Annotated in this window: 19 protein-coding genes and 1 pseudogene; 16 read left to right on the forward strand and 4 right to left on the reverse strand. The window is 38.6% G+C overall.

All coding sequences use genetic code 11. The features are described 5' to 3' along the window. The first annotated feature begins 491 nt into the window (after positions 1-491). The 4 genes from acuI (at position 492) to accC (ending at position 4,206) form a co-directional block, all read left to right on the forward strand. Complete coding sequence (gene acuI / locus ABN236_RS06225) at positions 492-1,466, forward strand: acrylyl-CoA reductase (NADPH) (RefSeq protein ID WP_349473589.1); 975 nt, start codon at positions 492-494, stop codon at positions 1,464-1,466. Positions 1,467-1,896: 430 nt separating this feature from the next. Next, positions 1,897-2,340, forward strand: coding sequence for a type II 3-dehydroquinate dehydratase (aroQ, locus tag ABN236_RS06230; protein WP_006535378.1), 444 nt, complete (start codon positions 1,897-1,899; stop codon positions 2,338-2,340). A gap of 33 nt (positions 2,341-2,373) precedes the next feature. Next, complete coding sequence (accB, locus tag ABN236_RS06235; protein WP_075671489.1) at positions 2,374-2,844, forward strand: acetyl-CoA carboxylase biotin carboxyl carrier protein; 471 nt, start codon at positions 2,374-2,376, stop codon at positions 2,842-2,844. Positions 2,845-2,856: 12 nt separating this feature from the next. Beyond that, the gene (gene accC, locus ABN236_RS06240) at positions 2,857-4,206 is read left to right on the forward strand and encodes an acetyl-CoA carboxylase biotin carboxylase subunit (RefSeq protein ID WP_088493822.1); all 1,350 of its coding nucleotides are present in this window, start codon (positions 2,857-2,859) and stop codon (positions 4,204-4,206) included. A gap of 73 nt (positions 4,207-4,279) precedes the next feature. Here the strand turns inward: accC and ABN236_RS06245 are convergent, their stop codons facing one another. Continuing rightward, positions 4,280-4,738, reverse strand: a complete 459-nt coding sequence (locus ABN236_RS06245) for an Lrp/AsnC family transcriptional regulator (protein WP_088493823.1) — start codon at positions 4,736-4,738, stop codon at positions 4,280-4,282. A gap of 343 nt (positions 4,739-5,081) precedes the next feature. On the opposite strand from ABN236_RS06245, the gene ABN236_RS06250 reads away from it, so the two are divergent. The 8 genes and pseudogenes from ABN236_RS06250 to ABN236_RS06285 form a co-directional block, all read left to right on the forward strand. Further along, complete coding sequence (locus ABN236_RS06250; RefSeq protein ID WP_370992967.1) at positions 5,082-6,305, forward strand: aromatic amino acid transport family protein; 1,224 nt, start codon at positions 5,082-5,084, stop codon at positions 6,303-6,305. A 28-nt stretch (positions 6,306-6,333) separates the two neighbouring features. Continuing rightward, complete coding sequence (locus ABN236_RS06255; RefSeq protein ID WP_349473590.1) at positions 6,334-7,536, forward strand: MalY/PatB family protein; 1,203 nt, start codon at positions 6,334-6,336, stop codon at positions 7,534-7,536. 332 nt (positions 7,537-7,868) lie between these two features. Next, a complete protein-coding gene (locus ABN236_RS06260; RefSeq protein WP_088493826.1) occupies positions 7,869-8,117 on the forward strand; it encodes a YhdT family protein in 249 nt (82 codons plus the stop codon). Then, on the forward strand, positions 8,107-9,552 hold the full coding sequence (gene panF, locus ABN236_RS06265; protein ID WP_088495964.1) for a sodium/pantothenate symporter: 1,446 nt from the start codon (positions 8,107-8,109) through the stop codon (positions 9,550-9,552). The genes ABN236_RS06260 and panF overlap by 11 nt, the downstream gene beginning before the upstream one ends. Positions 9,553-9,575: 23 nt before the next feature. After that, positions 9,576-10,457, forward strand: a complete 882-nt coding sequence (prmA, locus tag ABN236_RS06270) for a 50S ribosomal protein L11 methyltransferase (RefSeq protein WP_088493827.1) — start codon at positions 9,576-9,578, stop codon at positions 10,455-10,457. A gap of 321 nt (positions 10,458-10,778) precedes the next feature. Then, complete coding sequence (gene dusB / locus ABN236_RS06275; protein ID WP_349473591.1) at positions 10,779-11,750, forward strand: tRNA dihydrouridine synthase DusB; 972 nt, start codon at positions 10,779-10,781, stop codon at positions 11,748-11,750. 20 nt (positions 11,751-11,770) lie between these two features. Next, the gene (gene fis, locus ABN236_RS06280; protein WP_004245342.1) at positions 11,771-12,067 is read left to right on the forward strand and encodes a DNA-binding transcriptional regulator Fis; all 297 of its coding nucleotides are present in this window, start codon (positions 11,771-11,773) and stop codon (positions 12,065-12,067) included. Positions 12,068-12,166: 99 nt separating this feature from the next. Further along, positions 12,167-12,400, forward strand: a pseudogene (locus ABN236_RS06285) (DUF3307 domain-containing protein); the annotation flags it as partial. Between the two features lie 4 nt (positions 12,401-12,404). Here the strand turns inward: ABN236_RS06285 and ABN236_RS06290 are convergent. After that, positions 12,405-12,932 carry an SMI1/KNR4 family protein gene (locus ABN236_RS06290; protein WP_349473592.1) on the reverse strand — a complete coding sequence of 176 codons (528 nt, stop codon included), beginning with the start codon at positions 12,930-12,932 and terminating at the stop codon, positions 12,405-12,407. A gap of 137 nt (positions 12,933-13,069) precedes the next feature. On the opposite strand from ABN236_RS06290, the gene ABN236_RS06295 reads away from it, so the two are divergent. The 3 genes from ABN236_RS06295 (at position 13,070) to ABN236_RS06305 (ending at position 16,849) form a co-directional block, all read left to right on the forward strand. Next, positions 13,070-13,825 (forward strand): hypothetical protein, encoded by a 756-nt coding sequence (locus ABN236_RS06295; RefSeq protein ID WP_349473593.1) that lies wholly within the window; start codon positions 13,070-13,072, stop codon positions 13,823-13,825. A 341-nt stretch (positions 13,826-14,166) separates the two neighbouring features. Continuing rightward, positions 14,167-15,405 (forward strand): hypothetical protein, encoded by a 1,239-nt coding sequence (locus ABN236_RS06300; RefSeq protein ID WP_194951766.1) that lies wholly within the window; start codon positions 14,167-14,169, stop codon positions 15,403-15,405. 250 nt (positions 15,406-15,655) lie between these two features. Beyond that, positions 15,656-16,849 carry a cyanate transporter gene (locus ABN236_RS06305; protein ID WP_088493833.1) on the forward strand — a complete coding sequence of 398 codons (1,194 nt, stop codon included), beginning with the start codon at positions 15,656-15,658 and terminating at the stop codon, positions 16,847-16,849. Between the two features lie 95 nt (positions 16,850-16,944). Here the strand turns inward: ABN236_RS06305 and ABN236_RS06310 are convergent, their stop codons facing one another. Beyond that, on the reverse strand, positions 16,945-17,892 hold the full coding sequence (locus ABN236_RS06310) for a carbamate kinase family protein (RefSeq protein WP_349473594.1): 948 nt from the start codon (positions 17,890-17,892) through the stop codon (positions 16,945-16,947). A 323-nt stretch (positions 17,893-18,215) separates the two neighbouring features. Then, positions 18,216-18,950 (reverse strand): glycerophosphodiester phosphodiesterase family protein, encoded by a 735-nt coding sequence (locus ABN236_RS06315; protein WP_088493835.1) that lies wholly within the window; start codon positions 18,948-18,950, stop codon positions 18,216-18,218. A gap of 174 nt (positions 18,951-19,124) precedes the next feature. Between ABN236_RS06315 and ugpB the strand changes: the two genes are divergently transcribed. After that, positions 19,125-20,432, forward strand: a complete 1,308-nt coding sequence (gene ugpB / locus ABN236_RS06320) for a sn-glycerol-3-phosphate ABC transporter substrate-binding protein UgpB (protein WP_194951762.1) — start codon at positions 19,125-19,127, stop codon at positions 20,430-20,432. The last annotated feature ends 33 nt before the right edge of the window (positions 20,433-20,465 follow it).

The raw sequence follows: 20,465 nt of genomic DNA on the forward strand, positions 1-20,465 counted from the left end.
GCATAATTTCGATCCTACGCTGTTCATATTTAAGTTATGTAACAATACAAACAACGTTCACATCAATAAAGAAAAATCTCACTTCGTTGCCAAACTGTGACTCAAAAGTCTCGTTGCAAGTTCAAATAAAATTTATTCATTTGAATAAGCACAATCACTCTATTGATATTAAATGGTGTTTCACCGGCAGAATTTGACTGAGATAACAACCAGAGTACCCACCTCGAATACTTCTAAGGCAACACATTATCTTTATTTCGAGCAATAAAGAGAAATGCTAATTTTTATCCAATCGTAAACCATTAACGGTGTTATCTAATAACCAAGATATAAAACTCAGAATAATCTCTGCACCAATAAACGTAGAACCCCCGTTTATACACTAAAAAAGGATTATTTGTCTCATTATTACAATAGATATTGTGCACAATCACGACGAGATCTAAAAAATCACCTATCATGACACAAATAGAAATCGATGAGGGGTCAAGATGAAAGCATTATTAGTAGAACAAAATGACAACAAACTCAGTGCCAGCGTACAAAGTGTTGATGAGAAAACACTGCCTATTCATGAGGTTATTATCGACATCCATTACTCAACGCTTAACTATAAAGATGGACTCGCGATCACAGGTAAAGGAAAAATCCTGCGCCAATTCCCAATGGTGCCGGGTATTGATTTTTCTGGTGTTGTTCATCACACCGAAGATCCTCGCTTCCATATTGGTCAACATGTTTTATTAACTGGCTGGGGTGTAGGTGAAAACCACTGGGGTGGTCTTGCACAAAAAGCGGGGGTAAAAGGTGATTGGCTAACTGTAGTGCCAGAAGGGCTCTCTTTAAAAAATGCCATGACAATTGGGACTGCCGGTTTTACTGCCATGCTTTGTGTAATGGCATTAGAACAAGGCGGTATCACTCCTGAAAGCGGTGATATTTTAGTCACAGGAGCCAGTGGTGGTGTCGGAAGTACCGCTATTAGTTTACTAACGGCATTAGGCTACCAAGTTACCGCATTAAGTGGCAGAGCAAGTAACCATGATTATTTACGCAAACTCGGTGCCAAAAATATTATCACTCGTGAAGAGTTTGAACCTGCTGGTAGAGCTTTAGATAAACAACGCTGGGCGGGTGCAATTGATACCGTAGGTGGGCAAATTCTTGCCAATATTCTGTCACAAACAAACTATAACGGAACCGTAGCGGCTTGTGGATTAGCAGGTGGTTTCTCTTTACCAACGACAGTCATGCCTTTTATTTTACGTAATGTTCGCTTACAAGGTGTCGATTCTGTTTATTTTCCAGCAGAAAAACGCGCTCAAGTTTGGCAACGTTTATTAAAATTACTGCCAGAAACGTTCTATCAACAAGCGACAACAGAAATTACGCTTGATGAGGTTCCTCGTTATGCCCAAATGATTATGGATAATCAGGTAACAGGTCGAACCTTAGTAAAGCTCTAATTTTCGGTTTTTATCTGCTTATTTCTGGCATTAACTCACCTTATTTAGTGCCAGAATAAGCTTCTTTGTGTGTGAAAGTGATATTGAATTGTGATGTAGATCACATTTATGATATATATTGATGACTAGTCTCAAAGAAGCTCAGATTTCCAGTGACATCAATAAATAACGTAGTGTTATGATTATTTTTTAGACACCTGTTTATTTTGCTTTCTCGCGTTTACAATCTTGTAAAAACTTTTAACTTTTCATCAAAATAAACCCTTCATTCCCTGATTAGACCAGTATTTTGCTGTTATCTTCTGTGAAATGTCTATAATGTCGGACTTTGTGATATGTATCGTAGCATTGGATACAATAAAAGATGACAAAACGAAAAGCACAGGTTATTTTGTCATTTCGTTGACGAATTGACGGAGATAGAAGCATAATGTCGGAAAATTTTCATATTTTGCTCCTGAATGGTCCGAATCTAAACCTGCTTGGAACAAGAGAGCCGGAAACTTACGGACACTTAACTCTGGATGATATCGTTCAAAGTTTGTCAGCAGATGCTCAGGCATTAAATGTGAAACTCAGTCATTTTCAGTCTAACGCTGAATTTGAGCTGATAAATAAAATTCATGCAGCTCGGGGTAATGTCGATTATATATTAATCAACCCTGCAGCTTTCACGCATACCAGTGTTGCACTGCGTGATGCATTATTAGGGGTGAATATTCCATTTATTGAAATTCACCTGTCCAATGTCTACAGTCGGGAGCCTTTCCGTCACCATTCATATCTCTCTGATATCGCAACAGGCGTAATCTGTGGATTAGGTGCAGAAGGTTATCGGTTTGCTTTACAGGCAGCGGTCAGCCGCTTGTCTTAATAAAAAACATCAAAAAGAGTACGGAATCAACTCATGGATATTCGTAAAATTAAAAAACTGATCGAGCTAGTCGAAGAGTCTGGCATTTCTGAACTGGAAATCTCTGAAGGTGAAGAGTCAGTACGTATTAGTCGTAACTCTGGTCTTCAGGGTCAAATGGCTCCTCAGCAATATTTTGCGGCACCAGTGGCACCTCAACCTGCATTAGCAAATGCAGTTGCGCCTGTAGCGCCAGAAACACCAGCAGCTACACCAGCGCAAGAAATCAGCGGTCATGTTGTTCGTTCACCAATGGTCGGAACGTTCTACCGCTCACCAAGCCCTGAAGCTAAGAAATTTGTTGAAGTCGGTCAGCAAGTCAATGTAGGCGATACTCTGTGCATCGTTGAAGCAATGAAAATGATGAACCAGATTGAATCTGACAAAGCGGGTGTTGTTAAATCTATCCTTTGCCAAGACGGCGACAACGTTGAGTTTGACGCTCCACTCTTTGTTATCGAATAACGAGGCAGGTCCATGCTAGAAAAAATCCTCATTGCCAACCGTGGTGAGATAGCACTGCGTATCCTAAGAGCATGTAAAGAGCTTGGGATTAAAGCAGTCGCTGTTCACTCCACGGCAGACCGTGATTTAAAACACGTTCTGCTGGCAGACGAGACTATCTGTATTGGTCCCGCTGCTTCAGCAAAAAGTTACCTAAATATCCCTGCAATTATTGCAGCGGCTGAGATCAGTGGTGCACAAGCCATTCATCCAGGATACGGTTTCCTGTCTGAAAATGCTGATTTCGCAGAGCAAGTTGAACGCTCAGGCTTTATTTTTATCGGTCCGAAAGCTGAAACCATCCGCCTAATGGGTGACAAAGTTTCTGCTATTGAAGCGATGAAAAAAGCAGGTGTTCCTTGTGTACCAGGATCAGACGGTCCTTTAGGTAACGATACTGCGAAAAATATTGAAATTGCTAAACGTATTGGCTACCCAGTTATCATCAAAGCCTCTGGTGGCGGTGGTGGACGCGGTATGCGAGTTGTTCGTTCTGAAAAAGATCTAGAACAATCCATTACAATGACGCGTGCGGAAGCAAAAGCGGCATTTAGCAACGACATGGTATACATGGAAAAATACCTTGAAAACCCACGCCATGTTGAAATTCAAGTTATGGCTGATGGTCAAGGTAATGCAATCTATTTGGCTGAACGTGATTGCTCAATGCAACGTCGTCACCAAAAAGTGGTTGAAGAAGCACCAGCACCGGGTATTACCCCTGAGATCCGTAAAAATATCGGCGAACGCTGTGCGAACGCATGTATTGAAATCGGCTATCGTGGTGCAGGTACATTCGAATTCCTGTATGAAAATGGTGAATTCTACTTTATTGAGATGAACACCCGTATTCAGGTTGAACATCCAGTAACAGAAATGATCACTGGCATCGACTTAATCAAAGAACAGTTACGCATTGCATCTGGCTTACCTTTATCAGTAACGCAAGATCAAGTTAACGTTCATGGTCATGCAATTGAATGTCGTATCAACGCAGAAGATCCAAAAACCTTCATGCCAAGCCCGGGTACAATCACTCGCTTCCACTCACCAGGTGGATTTGGTGTACGTTGGGAATCGCATATTTACGCTGGTTATACTGTTCCACCTCACTATGATTCAATGATTGGTAAATTGATCACTTACGGTGAAACACGCGAAATCGCGATCTCTCGCATGAAAAATGCGTTGGCGGAACTTATCATTGATGGTATTAAAACCAATATTGAACTGCACCAGTTCATTATGAATGATGAGAATTTCCAAAAAGGTGGTACAAACATTCACTACCTTGAAAAACGTTTAGGTTTAGCTGAGAAATAATCGTTCTCGCTTAACAAGAAAAGGCATAGTTTATTCACTATGCCTTTTTTATTGCAGATTTTCTGATGAGTATTTATTTAATTGGAAACCCTTTAAAAGGTTTTATTTCTCGAATACTAAAACTGGTGTTCATCTCTTTAATATTGCCAATGGCGCGCACTTTCATCATTGAAACGTTATGAAAATCTTCCATATCTTTAACGACCAGTTGCAGTATATAGTCATATCGTCCTGAGATATTATGACAAGAAATCACATTATCAATTTTCATTATTTCTTGTTCAAAATGCGCCATATTATCTTCAGAATGCAGATCTAACGTGATATTCATAAATGCATAAAAATTAAACCCTAAATGCTTAGGTTCAATTATTGCTCGATAATTCTTTATCACTCCCTTTTCTAATGCCTTAAGTCGCTTCCAGCAAGCCGGTGGGGATAAAAAAACACGCTTAGCAATTTCCGCATTATTTAATCGCCCTTCTTCTTGTAACAACTTAAGTATCCCCATATCCGTTTTGTCAAGATCCATCCTATTTGCACCTCTGTGACATTAATCAAAATAACGTTTTTATCAAAGATAATTAATTTATAGCTCAATTTTAGCGAATTTTATTAATAAATAAGTCTGTATTGCTTCCAATATGAAGAAATAATTAATCACACTAATTGCTAAAATCATCCTCGAAGTATCGTTATTCAGCTAATACAAAATGATTAGAAATCATGTTCCAAAAATAAACTTAACAAAACAAATACTATAAATTTTACTTTCACATGGGATTACATGTATGACCTTATTAGAACAAAAAGTTGATAGGGCCTCTCTCTCAAAAGAAGAATGGAAAAAATTAACTCGATTTGATAATACCGATATGGGGTGGATTATTATCAGTATCGGTATGGCAATTGGTGCAGGTATTGTTTTTTTACCCGTACAAGTTGGCTTAATTGGGTTATGGGTATTTTTACTCTCTTCTATTATTGGTTACCCTGCCATGTACCTCTTTCAACGCCTGTTTATCAATACCCTTGCCGACTCTAAAGAATGTAAAGACTACCCAAGTGTTATCGAAGGCTATCTTGGTAAAAACTGGGGAATGTTTTTAGGTTTACTTTATTTCTTAATGTTGGTGATATGGATTTTTGCTTATCCGACTGCACTTACCAATGATACTGCCTCTTATCTACACACCTTTGGTGTCACAGAAGGATTACTGTCAGAAAATCCATTCTATGGCCTAATTCTTATCTCATTTCTCGTATTAATTGCATCGCGAAGCGAAGAGCTGTTATTTAAAATCTCAAGCTTTATGGTGTTATCTAAATTATTGGTTGTGTTTGCGCTGGGTGTCATGATGATCAGCATGTGGGATCTGTCGAAAAATATCGATACCTTCCCGCCTTTTAGCTTATTAATTAAAAACGCGATTATTACCCTACCTTTTACACTCACTTCTATACTCTTTATTCAATCCCTTAGCCCAATGGTAATTTCTTATCGTGCTAAAAATAAGTCGATTGAAGTCGCTCGCTACAAAGCCTTAAGAGCCATGAATATCTCTTTTGGTACACTATTTTGTGTTGTCTTCTTCTATGCCATTTCTTTTACTTTTGCCATTGGACATGATGAAGCAGTTAAAGCCTATGAGCAGAATATTTCTGCACTAGCGATCGCGGCACAATTTATTGAAGGTGATGCGGCTAAATACGTGACTCCCGTTGGTGTGGCACTCAATATATTTGCATTAATGACCGCATTCTTTGGAGTCTATCTTGGCTTTAAAGAAGCAGTACAAGGCTTAGTCATGAATGCTCTTACTCGTATTATTCCTGCAGAAAAAATCAATCAGAAAGTCCTCTCGCTCTGTATTGTCATTTTCACTGTCGTTATTGCGTGGGGAGCTATTGTTCTTAATCTTCCAGTATTGATGTTCACTTCAATATGTAGCCCTATTTTCGGGATTGTAGGTTGTCTTATTCCCGCTTATTTAGTTTACAAAGTACCTTCATTGCACCGCTATAAAGGTGGATCACTGTATTTAATTATTTTTACGGGCATCCTGCTTTGTATTTCTCCTTTCTTAAAATTTATTTAATTAAATTAGATGTATTAAAGGCTTAACCATGAAATATAACTTTGATGAAATTATAGATAGAAAAGATACCGATGCTTTAAATTATGATGGTTGGCGTCAGTATATTTTTAAAGCAGAGAAAGACGCTCAATTTGCCTTCGCTGATAATGAGTTTATTAGAATGTGGGTTGCAGATATGGATTTCTCTACTCCACCTGAAGTGCTTGATGCCATTAAAGCGCGCCTTGATAGAAAAATATTAGGTTATACCAAAGTGTATGATGACGAGTATTACCAAATATTTAAAGATTGGTGCCAAAGACATTATGATTGGGAAATTGATCCGCATGAAATCGTATTATCACCGGGTATTATTCCTGCACTAAATCGTCTAGTGCCTTTATTAATAAAAGAAGATGAAAGTATTCTTATTCAAACACCTTCTTATACACCCTTTAAACAAGCGGGAGATTATAACTCTCGCCAAGTGATCTACTCTGATTTATTAGATAAAGACGGTGATTACGCTGTTGATTTTGCCGATATGGAACGCAAAATTAAAGATAACTCACTTAATATTAAGCTCTTTATTTTATGTAATCCTCAAAATCCAACCGGTAAAGTATGGACTGAAGAAGAGCTAATTAAGATGGGGAAACTCTGTATTGAAAATGATATTTGGATGATATCAGATGAAATACATTGTGATTTATTACGTAACGGTGTGATGCACACCCCTATCGCTAAACTCTTTCCTCATTATGAGAAAATTGTTACCTGCATGGCTCCAAGCAAGACATTTAATCTTGCAGGTAATCTGATGTCTCATATTTTTATTAAAGATGCAGAAGTAAAAAAAGAGTGGCTTCGTCTTTATGATGACTTTATTTCACCATTAAGTTTAGTTGCAACAAAAGCGGCTTATTCTCAATGTGATGAATGGTTAAAAGAGCTAAGAAACTATCTCGATGATAACTTTAAATTAGTACAAGAATTTACTCAGACTCATTTTCCAAAAGCAAACTTTAAAATACCTGATTCAACCTATTTAGCATGGATTAATTTGGCAGATTATTTACCTGAAGATGTCGATAACCAACAACTTTCACTCTATTTTGCTAATAAAACAGGCATTTTATTAGAAGGTGGAAATATGTTTGTAAGTAATGGCGATAACTATATTCGTATTAACCTTGCTTGTCCTCGCGCCATTATCAAAGAGGGCTTAGAAAGAATAAAGAATGCACTTTAATTTTTAATTTATGAGATGAGTAAAACAAAGAAGAGCACCACTTTTGATTAATTTATTTCAGTGTCTGTTCTTCTTTTCTCCTATTTCCATTATCTTAAACACCCTATTTGTGGCGATTATTTCAACAGTTTATTGGTTGAATAATATAAAATTTCATCTCTATTTTTATTATTCCATTAAATAGAAACCCATCACTAATCCTTTTAAAACAATAAGATAATCTATTTTTAATACTCCCTTATGACTTTGTGATTAATTTTCACTGAATCAATACTCACTTTCCCGTACAATCCTCCCATTCATTTTTAACCCTATTAAGATTGGGAGAACAGATGGACAAACGTTTTGTTCAGGCCCACAAAGAAGCCCTTTGGGCCCTAATTTTAACTTTTATGTATTTGTTAGGTTGGTTAATGACCGCCTATTTACCTGATAACACACTGGGCATTACTGGTTTACCTCTTTGGTTTGAGCTTTCATGCTTATTCCTACCTGTTTTGTTTTTTCTGTTGTGCTATCTGATGGTGCGCTACTTTTTCAAAGATATGCCGTTAGGAGATGAGCATGACGATGCAAACTGAGGTCATAGTGCCACTGATTGGCTACCTTCTTCTGGTCTTTCTGCTATCGGCTTATGCTTATCGTAAGCGCGAAAAAGGCGAGTTTCTTAACGAATATTTTCTTGGTAACCGCTCAATGGGTGGCTTCGTGCTAGCCATGACTATCACTGCCACTTATGTCAGCGCCAGCTCCTTTATTGGCGGACCGGGTGCTGCCTATAAATACGGTATTGGTTGGGTATTACTTTCGATGATCCAACTTCCCGCTATTTGGCTCTCTCTGGGTGTTTTAGGGAAAAAATTTGCCATTTTAGCGCGCCGTTATAATGCTGTTACCTTAAACGATATGCTTTATGCGCGTTACAAAAGCCGTTTTCTGGTCTGGTTTGCCAGTTTAAGCCTGTTAGTCGCTTTTGTCGGCGCGATGACAGTGCAATTTATTGGTGGAGCGCGTTTATTAGAAACCGCGGCAGGCATTCCCTATGAATTCGGCTTACTGATCTTTGGGATCTCTATTGCACTGTACACTGCAATTGGTGGATTTAGAGCCAGCGTGTTAAACGATGCCTTACAAGGCCTTGTCATGCTACTTGGGACATTTATTCTCTTGTTTGCCATTATCTATAAAGCAGGCGGATTAGATGTTGCAATACAAAAACTCAATGCTATCGATCCTGCATTAACATCCTCACAAGGGGCAGATGGTATTTTAAGTGGTCCATTTATGGCTTCATTTTGGGTACTGGTCTGTTTTGGTGTTATCGGCTTGCCACATACTGCGGTGCGTTGCATCTCTTACAAAGACAGTAAAGCCATGCATAAAGGGATCATCATTGGCACCATTGTGATGTCATTATTGATGTTTGGTATGCACTTTGCTGGCGCATTAGGTCGGGCGATCATTCCTGATCTGACTGTTCCTGATCAGGTTATTCCAACACTGATGGTTGAAGTATTACCGCCTATTGCAGCAGGTATTTTTCTTGCGGCACCTATGGCTGCCATTATGTCAACGATTAATGCGCAGCTGTTACAATCGTCAGCAACGTTGGTCAAAGATCTCTATCTCAATATCGTCCCACATGCGATCACAAATGAGAAACGTATCTCTCGTTTATCGAGCCTTTCGACCTTGATTTTAGGCGTGTTACTGCTGTTTGCAGCATGGAACCCACCATCAATGATTATTTGGCTTAACTTACTGGCTTTTGGTGGCTTACAAGCGGTTTTCTTATGGCCTTTAGTTCTTGGGCTTTATTGGGAAAAAGCCAACCGTTATGGCGCGATTGCGGGCATGATCACTGGTGCCACACTCTATGCCACCCTTGCGACATTTAATATCCAGATAGCTGGATTCCACCCCATTGTTCCATCACTGTTATTGAGCTTAGTTGCGTTTCTTGTGGCTAATCGATTTGGAGAGCATACTCTGCCCCAATCAGCATCATTACAGTGAATTCGTTTTTAAAGAGACTAATTATGCCTTGGATACAATTAAGACTTAATGCAACCGCCGCTAATGCAGAAGCTATTGGTGATGAATTGGTTGAAAGCGGTGCCGTTTCAGTGACTTTCCAAGATAGTCACGATACCCCTATTTTTGAACCTTTACCGGGTGAAACTCGTCTTTGGGGGGATACTGACGTTATCGGTTTATATGATGCAGAAACTGACATGAAAATCGTTGTGGCGATGTTAGAAAATACGCCATTACTCGGTCAAGGTTTCCTGCACAAAATTGAACAACTCGAAGATAAAGATTGGGAACGTGAATGGATGGATAACTTCCACCCAATGCGTTTTGGCGAGCGTTTATGGATTTGCCCAAGCTGGCGTGAAGTACCTGATCCTAACGCTGTTAACGTCATGCTAGACCCTGGTCTTGCATTTGGTACAGGTACCCACCCTACCACCTCATTATGCCTTCAGTGGCTTGATGGTTTAGATTTAGTGGGTAAAACGGTTATCGACTTCGGTTGTGGCTCTGGCATTTTAGCTATTGCGGCATTAAAACTGGGTGCAGCAAAAGCGATTGGTATTGATATCGATCCTCAAGCTATCCAAGCAAGTCGTGATAATGCACAGCGTAATGGTGTTTCTGACGCGCTCACACTGTATCTTGCAAAAGACCAGCCTGATAACCTCAGTGCTGATGTTGTAGTCGCCAATATTTTAGCGGGTCCATTACGTGAACTAGCACCTGTTATCAGCACACTGCCTCGCCAAGGTGGACATCTGGGTCTTTCAGGTGTGTTGGCGACACAAGCAGAAGGTGTAGCAGCCGCCTATGAAGGATTATTTAACTTAGATCCTGTTGCTGAAAAAGAAGAGTGGTGTCGTATTACCGGTGTGAAAAAATAACACTGAACAAATATTAACCAAAATGAGATGATCTCATTGCGTTAAAATTTCACTTAATTATTGTTTATCAGGCATTAATCACATTTTTGCCTGATAAACTCTACTTAGTTTCACTTGTTTATCAATTCTATATCATCAATTTTTAATTTTTTAAAAATACATAACATTATGTTTTTATTGATTAAATAATGAATTTATAAAAAATCAAGTGTAAAAAAGTAACTTTTTTTCGCAATTTGGTTAAACTTTGTCCTTTCATATCTGGCAAAAAATGCGTAATATACGCGCCCTTGCAGTCACAGTTTGGCCCTCTTTTCATCTATGCGAATCGGACAGTATCAGTTAAAAAATTGCCTTATCGCGGCTCCCATGGCTGGCGTTACAGACCGACCTTTTCGGTCGCTTTGCTATGATATGGGTGCGGGTATGACAGTTTCTGAAATGCTTTCTTCCAACCCTCAGGTTTGGCAGACAGACAAGTCTCGGTTACGAATGGTACATAGTGATGAATTGGGGATCCGCTCCGTACAAATTGCAGGAAGTGATCCCGTTGATATGGCGGCAGCTGCGAAAATAAACGCAGATAGTGGCGCTCAAATTATCGACATTAACATGGGTTGCCCTGCAAAAAAGGTGAATAAAAAGCTAGCCGGTTCAGCACTACTTCGTCATCCCGACCTTGTCGCAGAGATCCTCTCTGCTGTGGTTAACGCGGTAGATGTTCCTGTTACTCTCAAGATCCGTACTGGCTGGTCACCTGATGAACGTAACTGTGTAGAGATTGCCAAATTGGCTGAACGTTGTGGTATTCAGGCTCTTACTATTCATGGGCGTACACGCGAGTGTTTGTTCAAAGGGGAAGCCGAATACGACAGCATTCGGACAGTTAAGCAGAGTGTTTCTATTCCCATTATTGCGAATGGAGACATAACAGACCCGCTAAAAGCCAGAGCAGTATTAGACTACACTGGAGCCGATGCTTTGATGATCGGTCGCGCTGCTCAGGGAAGACCCTGGATCTTTCGGGAAATCCAGCACTATCTGGACACAGGTGAACTGTTGCCCCCTCTGCCGGTTGCAGAGGTACAACAAATAATGCAAAAGCATGTGCGTGAGTTGCACGACTTTTACGGTCAAGGCAAAGGAACTCGCATTGCACGCAAGCATGTCTCTTGGTATCTCAAGGAACATGCCCCTGATGACCAGTTTCGGCGCTCCTTCAACGCCATAGAGGATGCCAGCGAACAGCTGGAGGCGTTGGAAGCATATTTCGAAAATTTTTTGCGTAAATAAATAAAAGAGCTGACAGAACTATGTTCGAACAACGCGTAAATTCAGACGTACTAACAGTTGCCACCGTAAATTCACAAGATCAGGTGACCCAAAAACCTTTACGTGACTCAGTTAAACAAGCACTGAAGAACTATTTTGCTCAATTAAACGGTCAAGATGTTAATGACTTATATGAGCTAGTATTGGCTGAAGTTGAACAGCCATTGTTGGACATGGTAATGCAGTACACCCGTGGCAACCAAACGCGTGCAGCGCAAATGATGGGCATTAACCGCGGCACACTGCGTAAGAAACTGAAAAAATACGGCATGAACTGATCCTAGTCAGTTAAGTCTATTTTTATAAAAAGCCTTTTCTGGTTTTCCAGAAAAGGCTTTTTTGTTGCTTATTTTTCATACTTTCTCTATAAAGTTACTATTGGTTATTTGGAAAGAATGCTTATTTTAACTTTCATTCTTTTAAACCAATTTGCAGCAATTGGTTTTTTACTAGCAGCCAAATCTATATTTAGATTTGGTGAGTTACAAAATGACCAAGATAAAAAACTAACAGAATATGTTATGTTGGGTACACTTATTAGCTTTAGCATCTCCATCCTTACTGGGCTTGCCACAACATACCTAGTAACTCAATTACCCATAGGCAAATAACCCATCAACTGTTTGAAATAAACGTTATATTCTCTGATGGAAACCCTGCTGGAAATGACTGACAACGGATTCGTTTTGATAGCACTCCTTCTAAAAACCCTGTCAGATTTTCTGCAATAAATTCTACTTCAGAGGCTCTGGATGGAATAATTGCTATTGTCCATAAACTGCTATCATTGGATGAAACAACCCAAAACAGAGTATCTCCATTATCTGTCACTCCAATAGGCAAAAGTCCATTATCTTTAGGGTACAGATGAAAAGTATAATAATCAGGATCAGCCTGTATTAACGAATCAAAATCCTTAAGGATTGCCTCTTTTTGCTGAAAGAAATTAAGATATTCATTCTCACTAAATGGATTAAATAACGTAATAAAGTTGGCTATGTGCCCTGAACCATATTGCGTGACAAATTCAATATAGTCTTGAGGAAAGGTGTATCGATTATCAATAAGCAGCCATTCCTTATCTTCTCCTCGTTCTATCGGACATAAAGGTATTGGTAGCCACTGATTTAATGTTGTTAACATTCTATCCTCTCTGATTTGATTTCCATTTTATCGCTCAATTTATGGTATTTTATCTTTACCTTATTTTTATCATAACTTCGCTAATTTCTATCACTCTAGATACGTGATAAAAATCCGATACCAACAAGACGATAATCATGACAACACCTTCACATACCATTACATTTATTGATAGCGCTTACCCTAAACCTCATAACATTGAAGAATTTGTCTGGTCTGGGCGATTAGATAAACATGGCCAACTTTGGTTTGATCTGCATCTTAGAAGTGCCAGCTACTATTTAAGTGAAGGTAAGGATTATCCTGATGATATAGATGAAGATGAGCTAGATGATGAGGAAGAATATACCAGCCTTGTTGATTGGCAATCTAGGATTGTCTGGGATAATTATCATCGTTGCACTCTCTCTTCAACATTTTGGTCAGATGAAAAAGGTATTTTACTGAGTACAGGCGAAGTTCCTTTTGATTTTGACAATTTTATCACGCACCAATTTAATGTTGATACTGCACCACAAATAAATCATTCTGAGGATGAGGATGAGCCAACAGAAATCTCCGCATTCAGTATTTATTTATTAGGACATGATGAGTGTAAAAATCATCAAATTCACTTCCAGCGTCAACAAAATAACACTTATCACATTAATTGGAGTGGAAAAATCGCACTAACTTATGGTGGATTTGATGAGTTTATCCATCAATTTATCGCAAGATTAGAAAATATTTCTTTTGATGGTTTTTATTTCCCTAAAACATGGGATTTAGATAAAGCGACGGTTGAATTTAAAAAAGTGCTTTCTCATTTTGAACACTATGAATTCACATTAATTAACCCTAAAAGCCAAATTCAGCAATGGAAATTGAGTTATATAGGTGAACCTCAACCGTAGAATCACCTATGTCTAACACTGGCATCAATATTCTATTTAGATAAACATTCCTTTAATAACAGGCAATGTTTATCTTTATCAATTAGTTATAATTAGCATTATCTTTTATAAGATATACAGAGAATAATCAGTGATATAAAGTCATGACTCACATTTTATCTCTGTTATGTTATTAAAATATTTATCACCTATAATTTTCAAATAATAAAAATTATATTTTATTTATATCAGATATTTATTACTTAAATCATGGTTTAAAAAATACGTAATTAAACAGTATCTATTAAAAGCCAATATCATGTATTATCTTTGCCATTATTATCCTCCCCTTAGGTACTATAATGTCTAGCAATTCAGAAATTGACTATTCCAATAATGAATCAAAAAATATCTGTTTTTATATCATGCTATTAATAGGGGCACCTAGCTTTATCGCGCCAGAGTTTTCATTTATTACTCTACCTATTATCATGTTTTCGTCTGCTGCCTATTTTATCTATTTTCTTATTTCTGAAGGTCATGCATCAGAGATAGTATGGGGAATATTAAAAGGCTTTTTGATCATTATTATTGCCAGCATTATTCCTTTTATTGGCCCGATTATCCTGATTGGCTGGATAATCTATAATATTGCTAAAGCAGTAGACAGTATAAAAAGTCTTTTCCCTGAAGCTGTTTTTAGCATCATTCTCTATGCTTGCTTGGCTTATCCCTTAATTGATTTCTTAGCAACTCGCCATGAAGTTAATTATATTCCTCGTATAATCGCGGGGCTTATTTATGTTGTTGTCGCATTTAACTACAATAATCGATTAAAAAAACAAGCTTCATCAACCAAAGACCAACTCTTTAAACTTTCATTAATGTGGATCTCTGCGCCTCTTATCGCCATATTAATTATCACCATTGTTTCTGCGGTACGTTCAGCCTTTAGAACCGTGATCAGCACAACGACATCACCTATCCGAGTTACCCAAAACGTCTCAGGCTATGTACGTGGTGACACTATTGTCAGTAATTACACTCGTGAAGTCTCCAGAACAATTACCACTACCACAACCTCGATATTGCCGGGGGCTGGCGCGATGACTGCATCTGTTGCAGGCAATCTCACACCTAAACAGCAAAACACCACATCACCAGAGTTACCTGAAGTGACCTATATGTCTCTTGCTAAAGTCACTGAATTTGAAACTAATAAAGACCAGCATTTTTATCATCATAGTGATTTAGATAATAAAAAAATCACCCACTTCTTTCAAAAAGCCATGAATGTGTTGGGTGAGCCTTTATTCAATAAAAATGATATTCGTTACTATTTTGATGAAACGGTTTTTGGTAAAGGTGATCACGGCGTTGTCTTAACTGAAGATGGCGTTTACTGCGTTTTAAGTAAATTATATGACTCCTTTTACCTTCCTTATGATGATATTGAGAATGTAATTGTAAAAGGAAAAATTTCTAAAGAGATTGTTATTACTGATAAAAATAATGAAATTTATACCATTACACTGACTCAATCGAATAAAGGCGCAGAAAAAATAGCGCAACTTATTCGTGAATTTAGCTGTCTTTCATAACTATCGTTATTTTCTCGTTTTCTTATTAAGGCAGTGCACATATTTTAAATCTGTGCATTGCCTTATTTTATGATTGAGCCTCTTTATCTTCGATTAAATACGCTACCAATATTCTGAGTTAATGTTCCTAACAATGCATCTAGCCCACATTCAATCGCAGTAAATAAAACCTAAATTATTAATATAGCCATTTGTTTATACAGATATTGTCTATACAATAGACAATATTTATGTTTATCAGGGAATTACAATGACTGCCTTACCAAGAAAAAAAACATGGCAGATTGTCCTCACTATTATTTTAGTTGGGATAAATTTACGCCCTTTCTTAACCGGTCCCGGTCCTGTTATTGACAATATTATTGCTTCAACAGGAATGAGTTATAGCCAAGTCTCATTACTTACACTATTACCCATGCTTTTAATGGGAATAGGCGCATTAATTGTTCCCTTCTTACAGCCTTATATTCAAGTACGTAAAGGGCTTTTAGTCGCAATGCTAATGCTTCTGATGGGCTCTTTTTCTCGAGCTTATGTTTCTGATGGCAATCAACTATTACTGACAGCGCTCTTTTGTGGTTTAAGCGTCGCCTATATTCAAGCAGTATTTCCCGGCATTATTAAAGGGTGGTTTGGAAATCGAACGCCTATCATGATGGGTTTATATTCCGCTATGCTAATGGGCGGAGGCGCACTTGGGGCACAATTATCCCCTCTTCTTACTGCGAATTATGGACATTGGCAAAGCGCTTTAGCGTGGTTTGCTCTCCCCGCAGGCTTTGCTTTTATCGCTATTCTTTTTTCAATTCAAAACAGTGCCTCATCTGCAAATAAAATATCACTAAATGCCTTAATTTGGCGTCCTAGAACAGGATTGCTTATCTTAGGATTTGGTTGCGTTAATGCAGGTTATGCCTCTGTTGTGACATGGTTAGCGCCATTCTACCAATCTTTAGGAATGCCAAGCGCCCAAAGTGGCTCACTTGTCGCTATTCTTTCTCTTTTCCAAGCTTCTGCCGCTTTAATTATTCCTTTCTTAGCAGCTAAAAATCACGACAGGCGTTTTTGGCTTACGATAACATTAATAAGCCAATTTATCGGTTTCGGCGCAATCATGACTATTCCGATGAGTGCCCCTTATCTTTGGAGTATTTTCTTAGGCTGTGGTTTGGGGGGATGTTTTTCCATGATGATGATTGTCGCTCTCGATCATATTCCTGATCCAGCACAAGCTGGTGCTCTGTCAGCATTAATGCAAGGCGGTGGCTTTATTATTGCTGCTTTCGGCCCATTAATTGCAGTGCTATTACGCCAGCCTGATGGAAGTTTTACTTATGCATGGGCATTTCATGCCATTTTAGTAATTGTGACTATAGGATTATTTGCACGATTAAATCCTCGTCATTATGCGAAAGCCTATCCCGCAAATCATCCTACGCAATAACGCCCTATATTTAAGACTCATATAAAATAAGCGCCTTACTTTTTACAGATAAGGCGCTTATTAAAGAGATAATCGAATATTACTGATGGAGATAATTAAGCAACGATATGCGTTCCAGTTTCACCTTTTAAGGCTGAAGCCAATTTTTCTGGCGTTGTGATAATCACTCTTTTTCCACCAGCAGCTAAAAATGAGAGACTAGCTTCAATTTTAGGAAGCATGCTGCCCGGAGGGAAATGCCCTTCATGCATATATTGTGTCATTTCTTCAACCGACGTTTCACCTAATGCTTTTTGTTCTGGTTTACCGAAATGAATACAGACTTTTTCAACACCCGTTGTGATGATAAGAATATCTGCATGTAATTCTTTTGCGAGCAATGTCGATGACAGATCTTTATCAATAACTGCATCAACACTTTGGTAATTGCCATGTTCATTTTTGATAACTGGAATACCGCCACCGCCTACCGCAATCACAACATAGCCACATTCTGATAGTGATTTAATTGCTTTAGATTCAATAACATGTTGTGGAATTGGAGAGGCAACAACACGGCGATAACCACGACCTGAGTCTTCAACAAAATGCCATTGAGGATTTTCTTGCTTTAATTGCACCATCTCTTGTTCTGAGAAAAATGCACCAATAGGTTTTGTTGGAGAAACAAAATTTGGATCGTTTTTATCGACTTCAACTTGTGTAATAAGGGTGATTGCTTGTTTATTATGTTGAACACGAAGCTTATTCGTTAACGCTTGTTGTATTAAATAACCAATACCGCCTTGTGTATCTGCAACACAATTAGCTAATGGTGTTAACGGTAAACCTTCTTGCACATGCGCCACTTCAGCGCGACGTAAATCAAGCCCTACTTGTGGCCCATTACCATGTGTTAAAACAATATTATACCCTTCAGCCACCATATCACTAATATGGGCTGCAACCTCTTGTACTGCTTGTTCTTGATGAGCGATAGACTGGCTAGCATTGTCTTTAATAATACTGTTGCCTCCTATGGCAACAACAACGAGTTCTTTCATATTTCACTCTCAATTATATTATTGGCAATTAAAGTAGAAATAACACGCCTCTACTCTTAGAGGTTGGGTTGATAAGGTCGCCATATTCGCTAACCATTTTCCCCATTTTTATTTTTAATGAGATAAACATTATTATGTTGAACAATATCTATTCATTAATTGCGCAGGATAATAGCAGAGAATGTAAATAAAACACCTATTACTCAACGATCCTCTTATTTAATTTCTGTAAATGGAATAAGGAAGAAAGGAGATGAGAGGCGTCATCAAACACATCAATAACGCCTTATTCAGTACAAATAAGCGGGATAGTTAGTACTTTTTCATTTTGCTATTTGATAAACATCCGGTTGATAAACATCAGGCATATCAGTAATTAGCATATCAACACCCCATTGCTCAAAATCTTTCACCTCTTCAGGATCATTCGGGGTATAACAATAAATTTCATAGCCTGCTTGTTTTAACCATTGCGCTTGTTCTTGCGTAAGGTACTTGTAATTACAATGCACGCTAAAACCATCAATTGCTTTTAGCGTTTCTAGCGCATTATCAGGGATCTCATCCCATAATTGCCCTCTACGAATAAAAGGCAAATATCGTTTCATAACGATAAGAGCATGTGTATCAAAAGAAGAAAATAGAATTTGCTCATTCGGAATATCTGCACTTTTTATCATGTCAGAAACCGCTAAACATAAACGCTCAACATCATCATCGGGCCACGTTTTCAGCTCAATATTAAGCTTTGTTCCTGAACGCTTAATGAGCTGCAATCCTTGTCTTAAAGAAGGAATTTTCTCACCTTGATAAAGTGAACTAAACCAACTTCCTGCATCAAGGCGATGTAAATCGTCTAAGGTATGAAAACGCACAGCACCTTGCCCATTCGTGCAACGATTAACTGTTTTATCATGAATAAGCACAGGAACATGATCCGCGGTTAATTGCACATCCGTTTCAATCCATTCGCATCCGAAATCAATCGCCATTTTAAACGCAGCCAGTGTATTTTCAGGGGCTTTTCCAGAAAAACCTCGGTGAGCAGCTATCTTCATTTCTCTCTCCTTTTCATTTGTGCCGACATCATGACAACCATTTATGACAGCAATTTGACAGTCATGCCATCAATATATCTTCATTTAATTGTCACCCATTTGTCATAAATAACATCTAGGGTAATTCACAGATTAGATTGCACCTTTAACTTTCGATTAAAAAGGAAATTCTGCATGTCGATAAAATCAATAACAGGTCTTGCTGTTGCGATGGCGTTATTTACTTCTCCTACACACGCAAAAACACAAATTGAATGGTGGCATGCAATGGGAGGCGCGCTTGGTCAGAAAGTCAATCAAATCGCCTCTGATTTTAACGCCAGTCAATCTGAATATGAGATAAAACCTGTTTATAAAGGCACTTACGCTGAAACGATGACCAGTGCTGTGGCTTCATTTCGCGCTAAAAATCAACCCGCTATCGTGCAAGTATTTGAAGTGGGTACAGCCAGTATGATGGGGGCTAAAAAAGCTGTTTTTCCTGTTTATCAATTAATGGAAAAAACTAACGAGCCTTTTGATCCTAATAGTTATTTATCAACTGTCACGGGTTATTACACCACCAGCGACGGCAAAATGATGTCGTTGCCATTTAATAGTTCGACTCCGGTGCTTTACTACAACAAAACACTCTTTAAAAAAGCAGGCATAGAACAACCACCAAAGACATGGAAAGAGATGGAAACCGTGTCTCAAAAACTGCTCGATTCTGGTGTTAAATGTGGATTTACCACTACATGGCAATCGTGGACACAAATCGAAAACTTTGGCGCACGCAATAATTTACCTATAGCGACAAAAAATAACGGTTTCGATGGTTTTGATACCACCTTCTTATTTAATAAGGCACCTTTCGTCGCTCATATTCAACAAATGGCAGATTGGTCGAAATCCGGTATTTTCAAATATGGCGGACGCCAATCAGATGCAATGCCTCTATTTTATACCCAAGAGTGTGCCATGGTGATGGAATCATCCGCGGGCTTTGCGGGTATTAAAGAGAACATGAAAGGTCTTGATATTGGCGTTAGCCAATTGCCTTACGACGATACTCTTGTACAAAAACCAGCAAATACCATTATTGGCGGGGCATCATTATGGGTTATGTCTGGGCGACCAGATGCCGAATATAACGGTGTTGCCAAATTTTTCACCTATCTTTCAAGTCCTGAAGTTCAAGCCGATTGGCACCAAGCAACGGGTTATTTGCCAGTCACTAAAGCGGCTTATGCGTTAACACAGCAACAGGGTTTTTATCAGCAAAATCCGGGAGCTGACACTGCAATATTACAAATGACAACCTCAGAGCCTACTGCAAACTCAAAAGGATTACGCTTTGGTAATTTCCTACAAACTCGAGAAATCGTTGATGAAGAGTTAGAGAAAGTGTGGTCAGGAAAACAGAGTGCTCAAGTTGCGTTAGATAATGCGGTTACACGAGGAAATGAGCAGTTACGCCGTTTTGAACGTACTCAACAATAGTCACTTGTATTAGGCGAGCAAAATAGCTCGCCT

This window comes from Proteus sp. fly-1013 (genome assembly GCF_040140245.1).
GTDB classification, from domain to species: Bacteria; Pseudomonadota; Gammaproteobacteria; order Enterobacterales; family Enterobacteriaceae; genus Proteus; species Proteus mirabilis_B.

Excerpts from the sequence above, each read along its gene's own strand:
- acuI (WP_349473589.1), top strand. The coding sequence starts at position 492 with ATGAAAGCATTATTAGTAGAACAAAATGACAACAAACTCAGTGCCAGC.
- aroQ (WP_006535378.1), top strand. The coding sequence starts at position 1,897 with ATGTCGGAAAATTTTCATATTTTGCTCCTGAATGGTCCGAATCTAAAC.
- accB (WP_075671489.1), top strand. The coding sequence starts at position 2,374 with ATGGATATTCGTAAAATTAAAAAACTGATCGAGCTAGTCGAAGAGTCT.
- accC (WP_088493822.1), top strand. The coding sequence starts at position 2,857 with ATGCTAGAAAAAATCCTCATTGCCAACCGTGGTGAGATAGCACTGCGT.
- ABN236_RS06245 (WP_088493823.1), bottom strand. The coding sequence starts at position 4,738 with ATGGATCTTGACAAAACGGATATGGGGATACTTAAGTTGTTACAAGAA.
- ABN236_RS06250 (WP_370992967.1), top strand. The coding sequence starts at position 5,082 with ATGGGGTGGATTATTATCAGTATCGGTATGGCAATTGGTGCAGGTATT.
- ABN236_RS06255 (WP_349473590.1), top strand. The coding sequence starts at position 6,334 with ATGAAATATAACTTTGATGAAATTATAGATAGAAAAGATACCGATGCT.
- ABN236_RS06260 (WP_088493826.1), top strand. The coding sequence starts at position 7,869 with ATGGACAAACGTTTTGTTCAGGCCCACAAAGAAGCCCTTTGGGCCCTA.
- panF (WP_088495964.1), top strand. The coding sequence starts at position 8,107 with ATGCAAACTGAGGTCATAGTGCCACTGATTGGCTACCTTCTTCTGGTC.
- prmA (WP_088493827.1), top strand. The coding sequence starts at position 9,576 with ATGCCTTGGATACAATTAAGACTTAATGCAACCGCCGCTAATGCAGAA.
- dusB (WP_349473591.1), top strand. The coding sequence starts at position 10,779 with ATGCGAATCGGACAGTATCAGTTAAAAAATTGCCTTATCGCGGCTCCC.
- fis (WP_004245342.1), top strand. The coding sequence starts at position 11,771 with ATGTTCGAACAACGCGTAAATTCAGACGTACTAACAGTTGCCACCGTA.
- ABN236_RS06290 (WP_349473592.1), bottom strand. The coding sequence starts at position 12,932 with ATGTTAACAACATTAAATCAGTGGCTACCAATACCTTTATGTCCGATA.
- ABN236_RS06295 (WP_349473593.1), top strand. The coding sequence starts at position 13,070 with ATGACAACACCTTCACATACCATTACATTTATTGATAGCGCTTACCCT.
- ABN236_RS06300 (WP_194951766.1), top strand. The coding sequence starts at position 14,167 with ATGTCTAGCAATTCAGAAATTGACTATTCCAATAATGAATCAAAAAAT.
- ABN236_RS06305 (WP_088493833.1), top strand. The coding sequence starts at position 15,656 with ATGACTGCCTTACCAAGAAAAAAAACATGGCAGATTGTCCTCACTATT.
- ABN236_RS06310 (WP_349473594.1), bottom strand. The coding sequence starts at position 17,892 with ATGAAAGAACTCGTTGTTGTTGCCATAGGAGGCAACAGTATTATTAAA.
- ABN236_RS06315 (WP_088493835.1), bottom strand. The coding sequence starts at position 18,950 with ATGAAGATAGCTGCTCACCGAGGTTTTTCTGGAAAAGCCCCTGAAAAT.
- ugpB (WP_194951762.1), top strand. The coding sequence starts at position 19,125 with ATGTCGATAAAATCAATAACAGGTCTTGCTGTTGCGATGGCGTTATTT.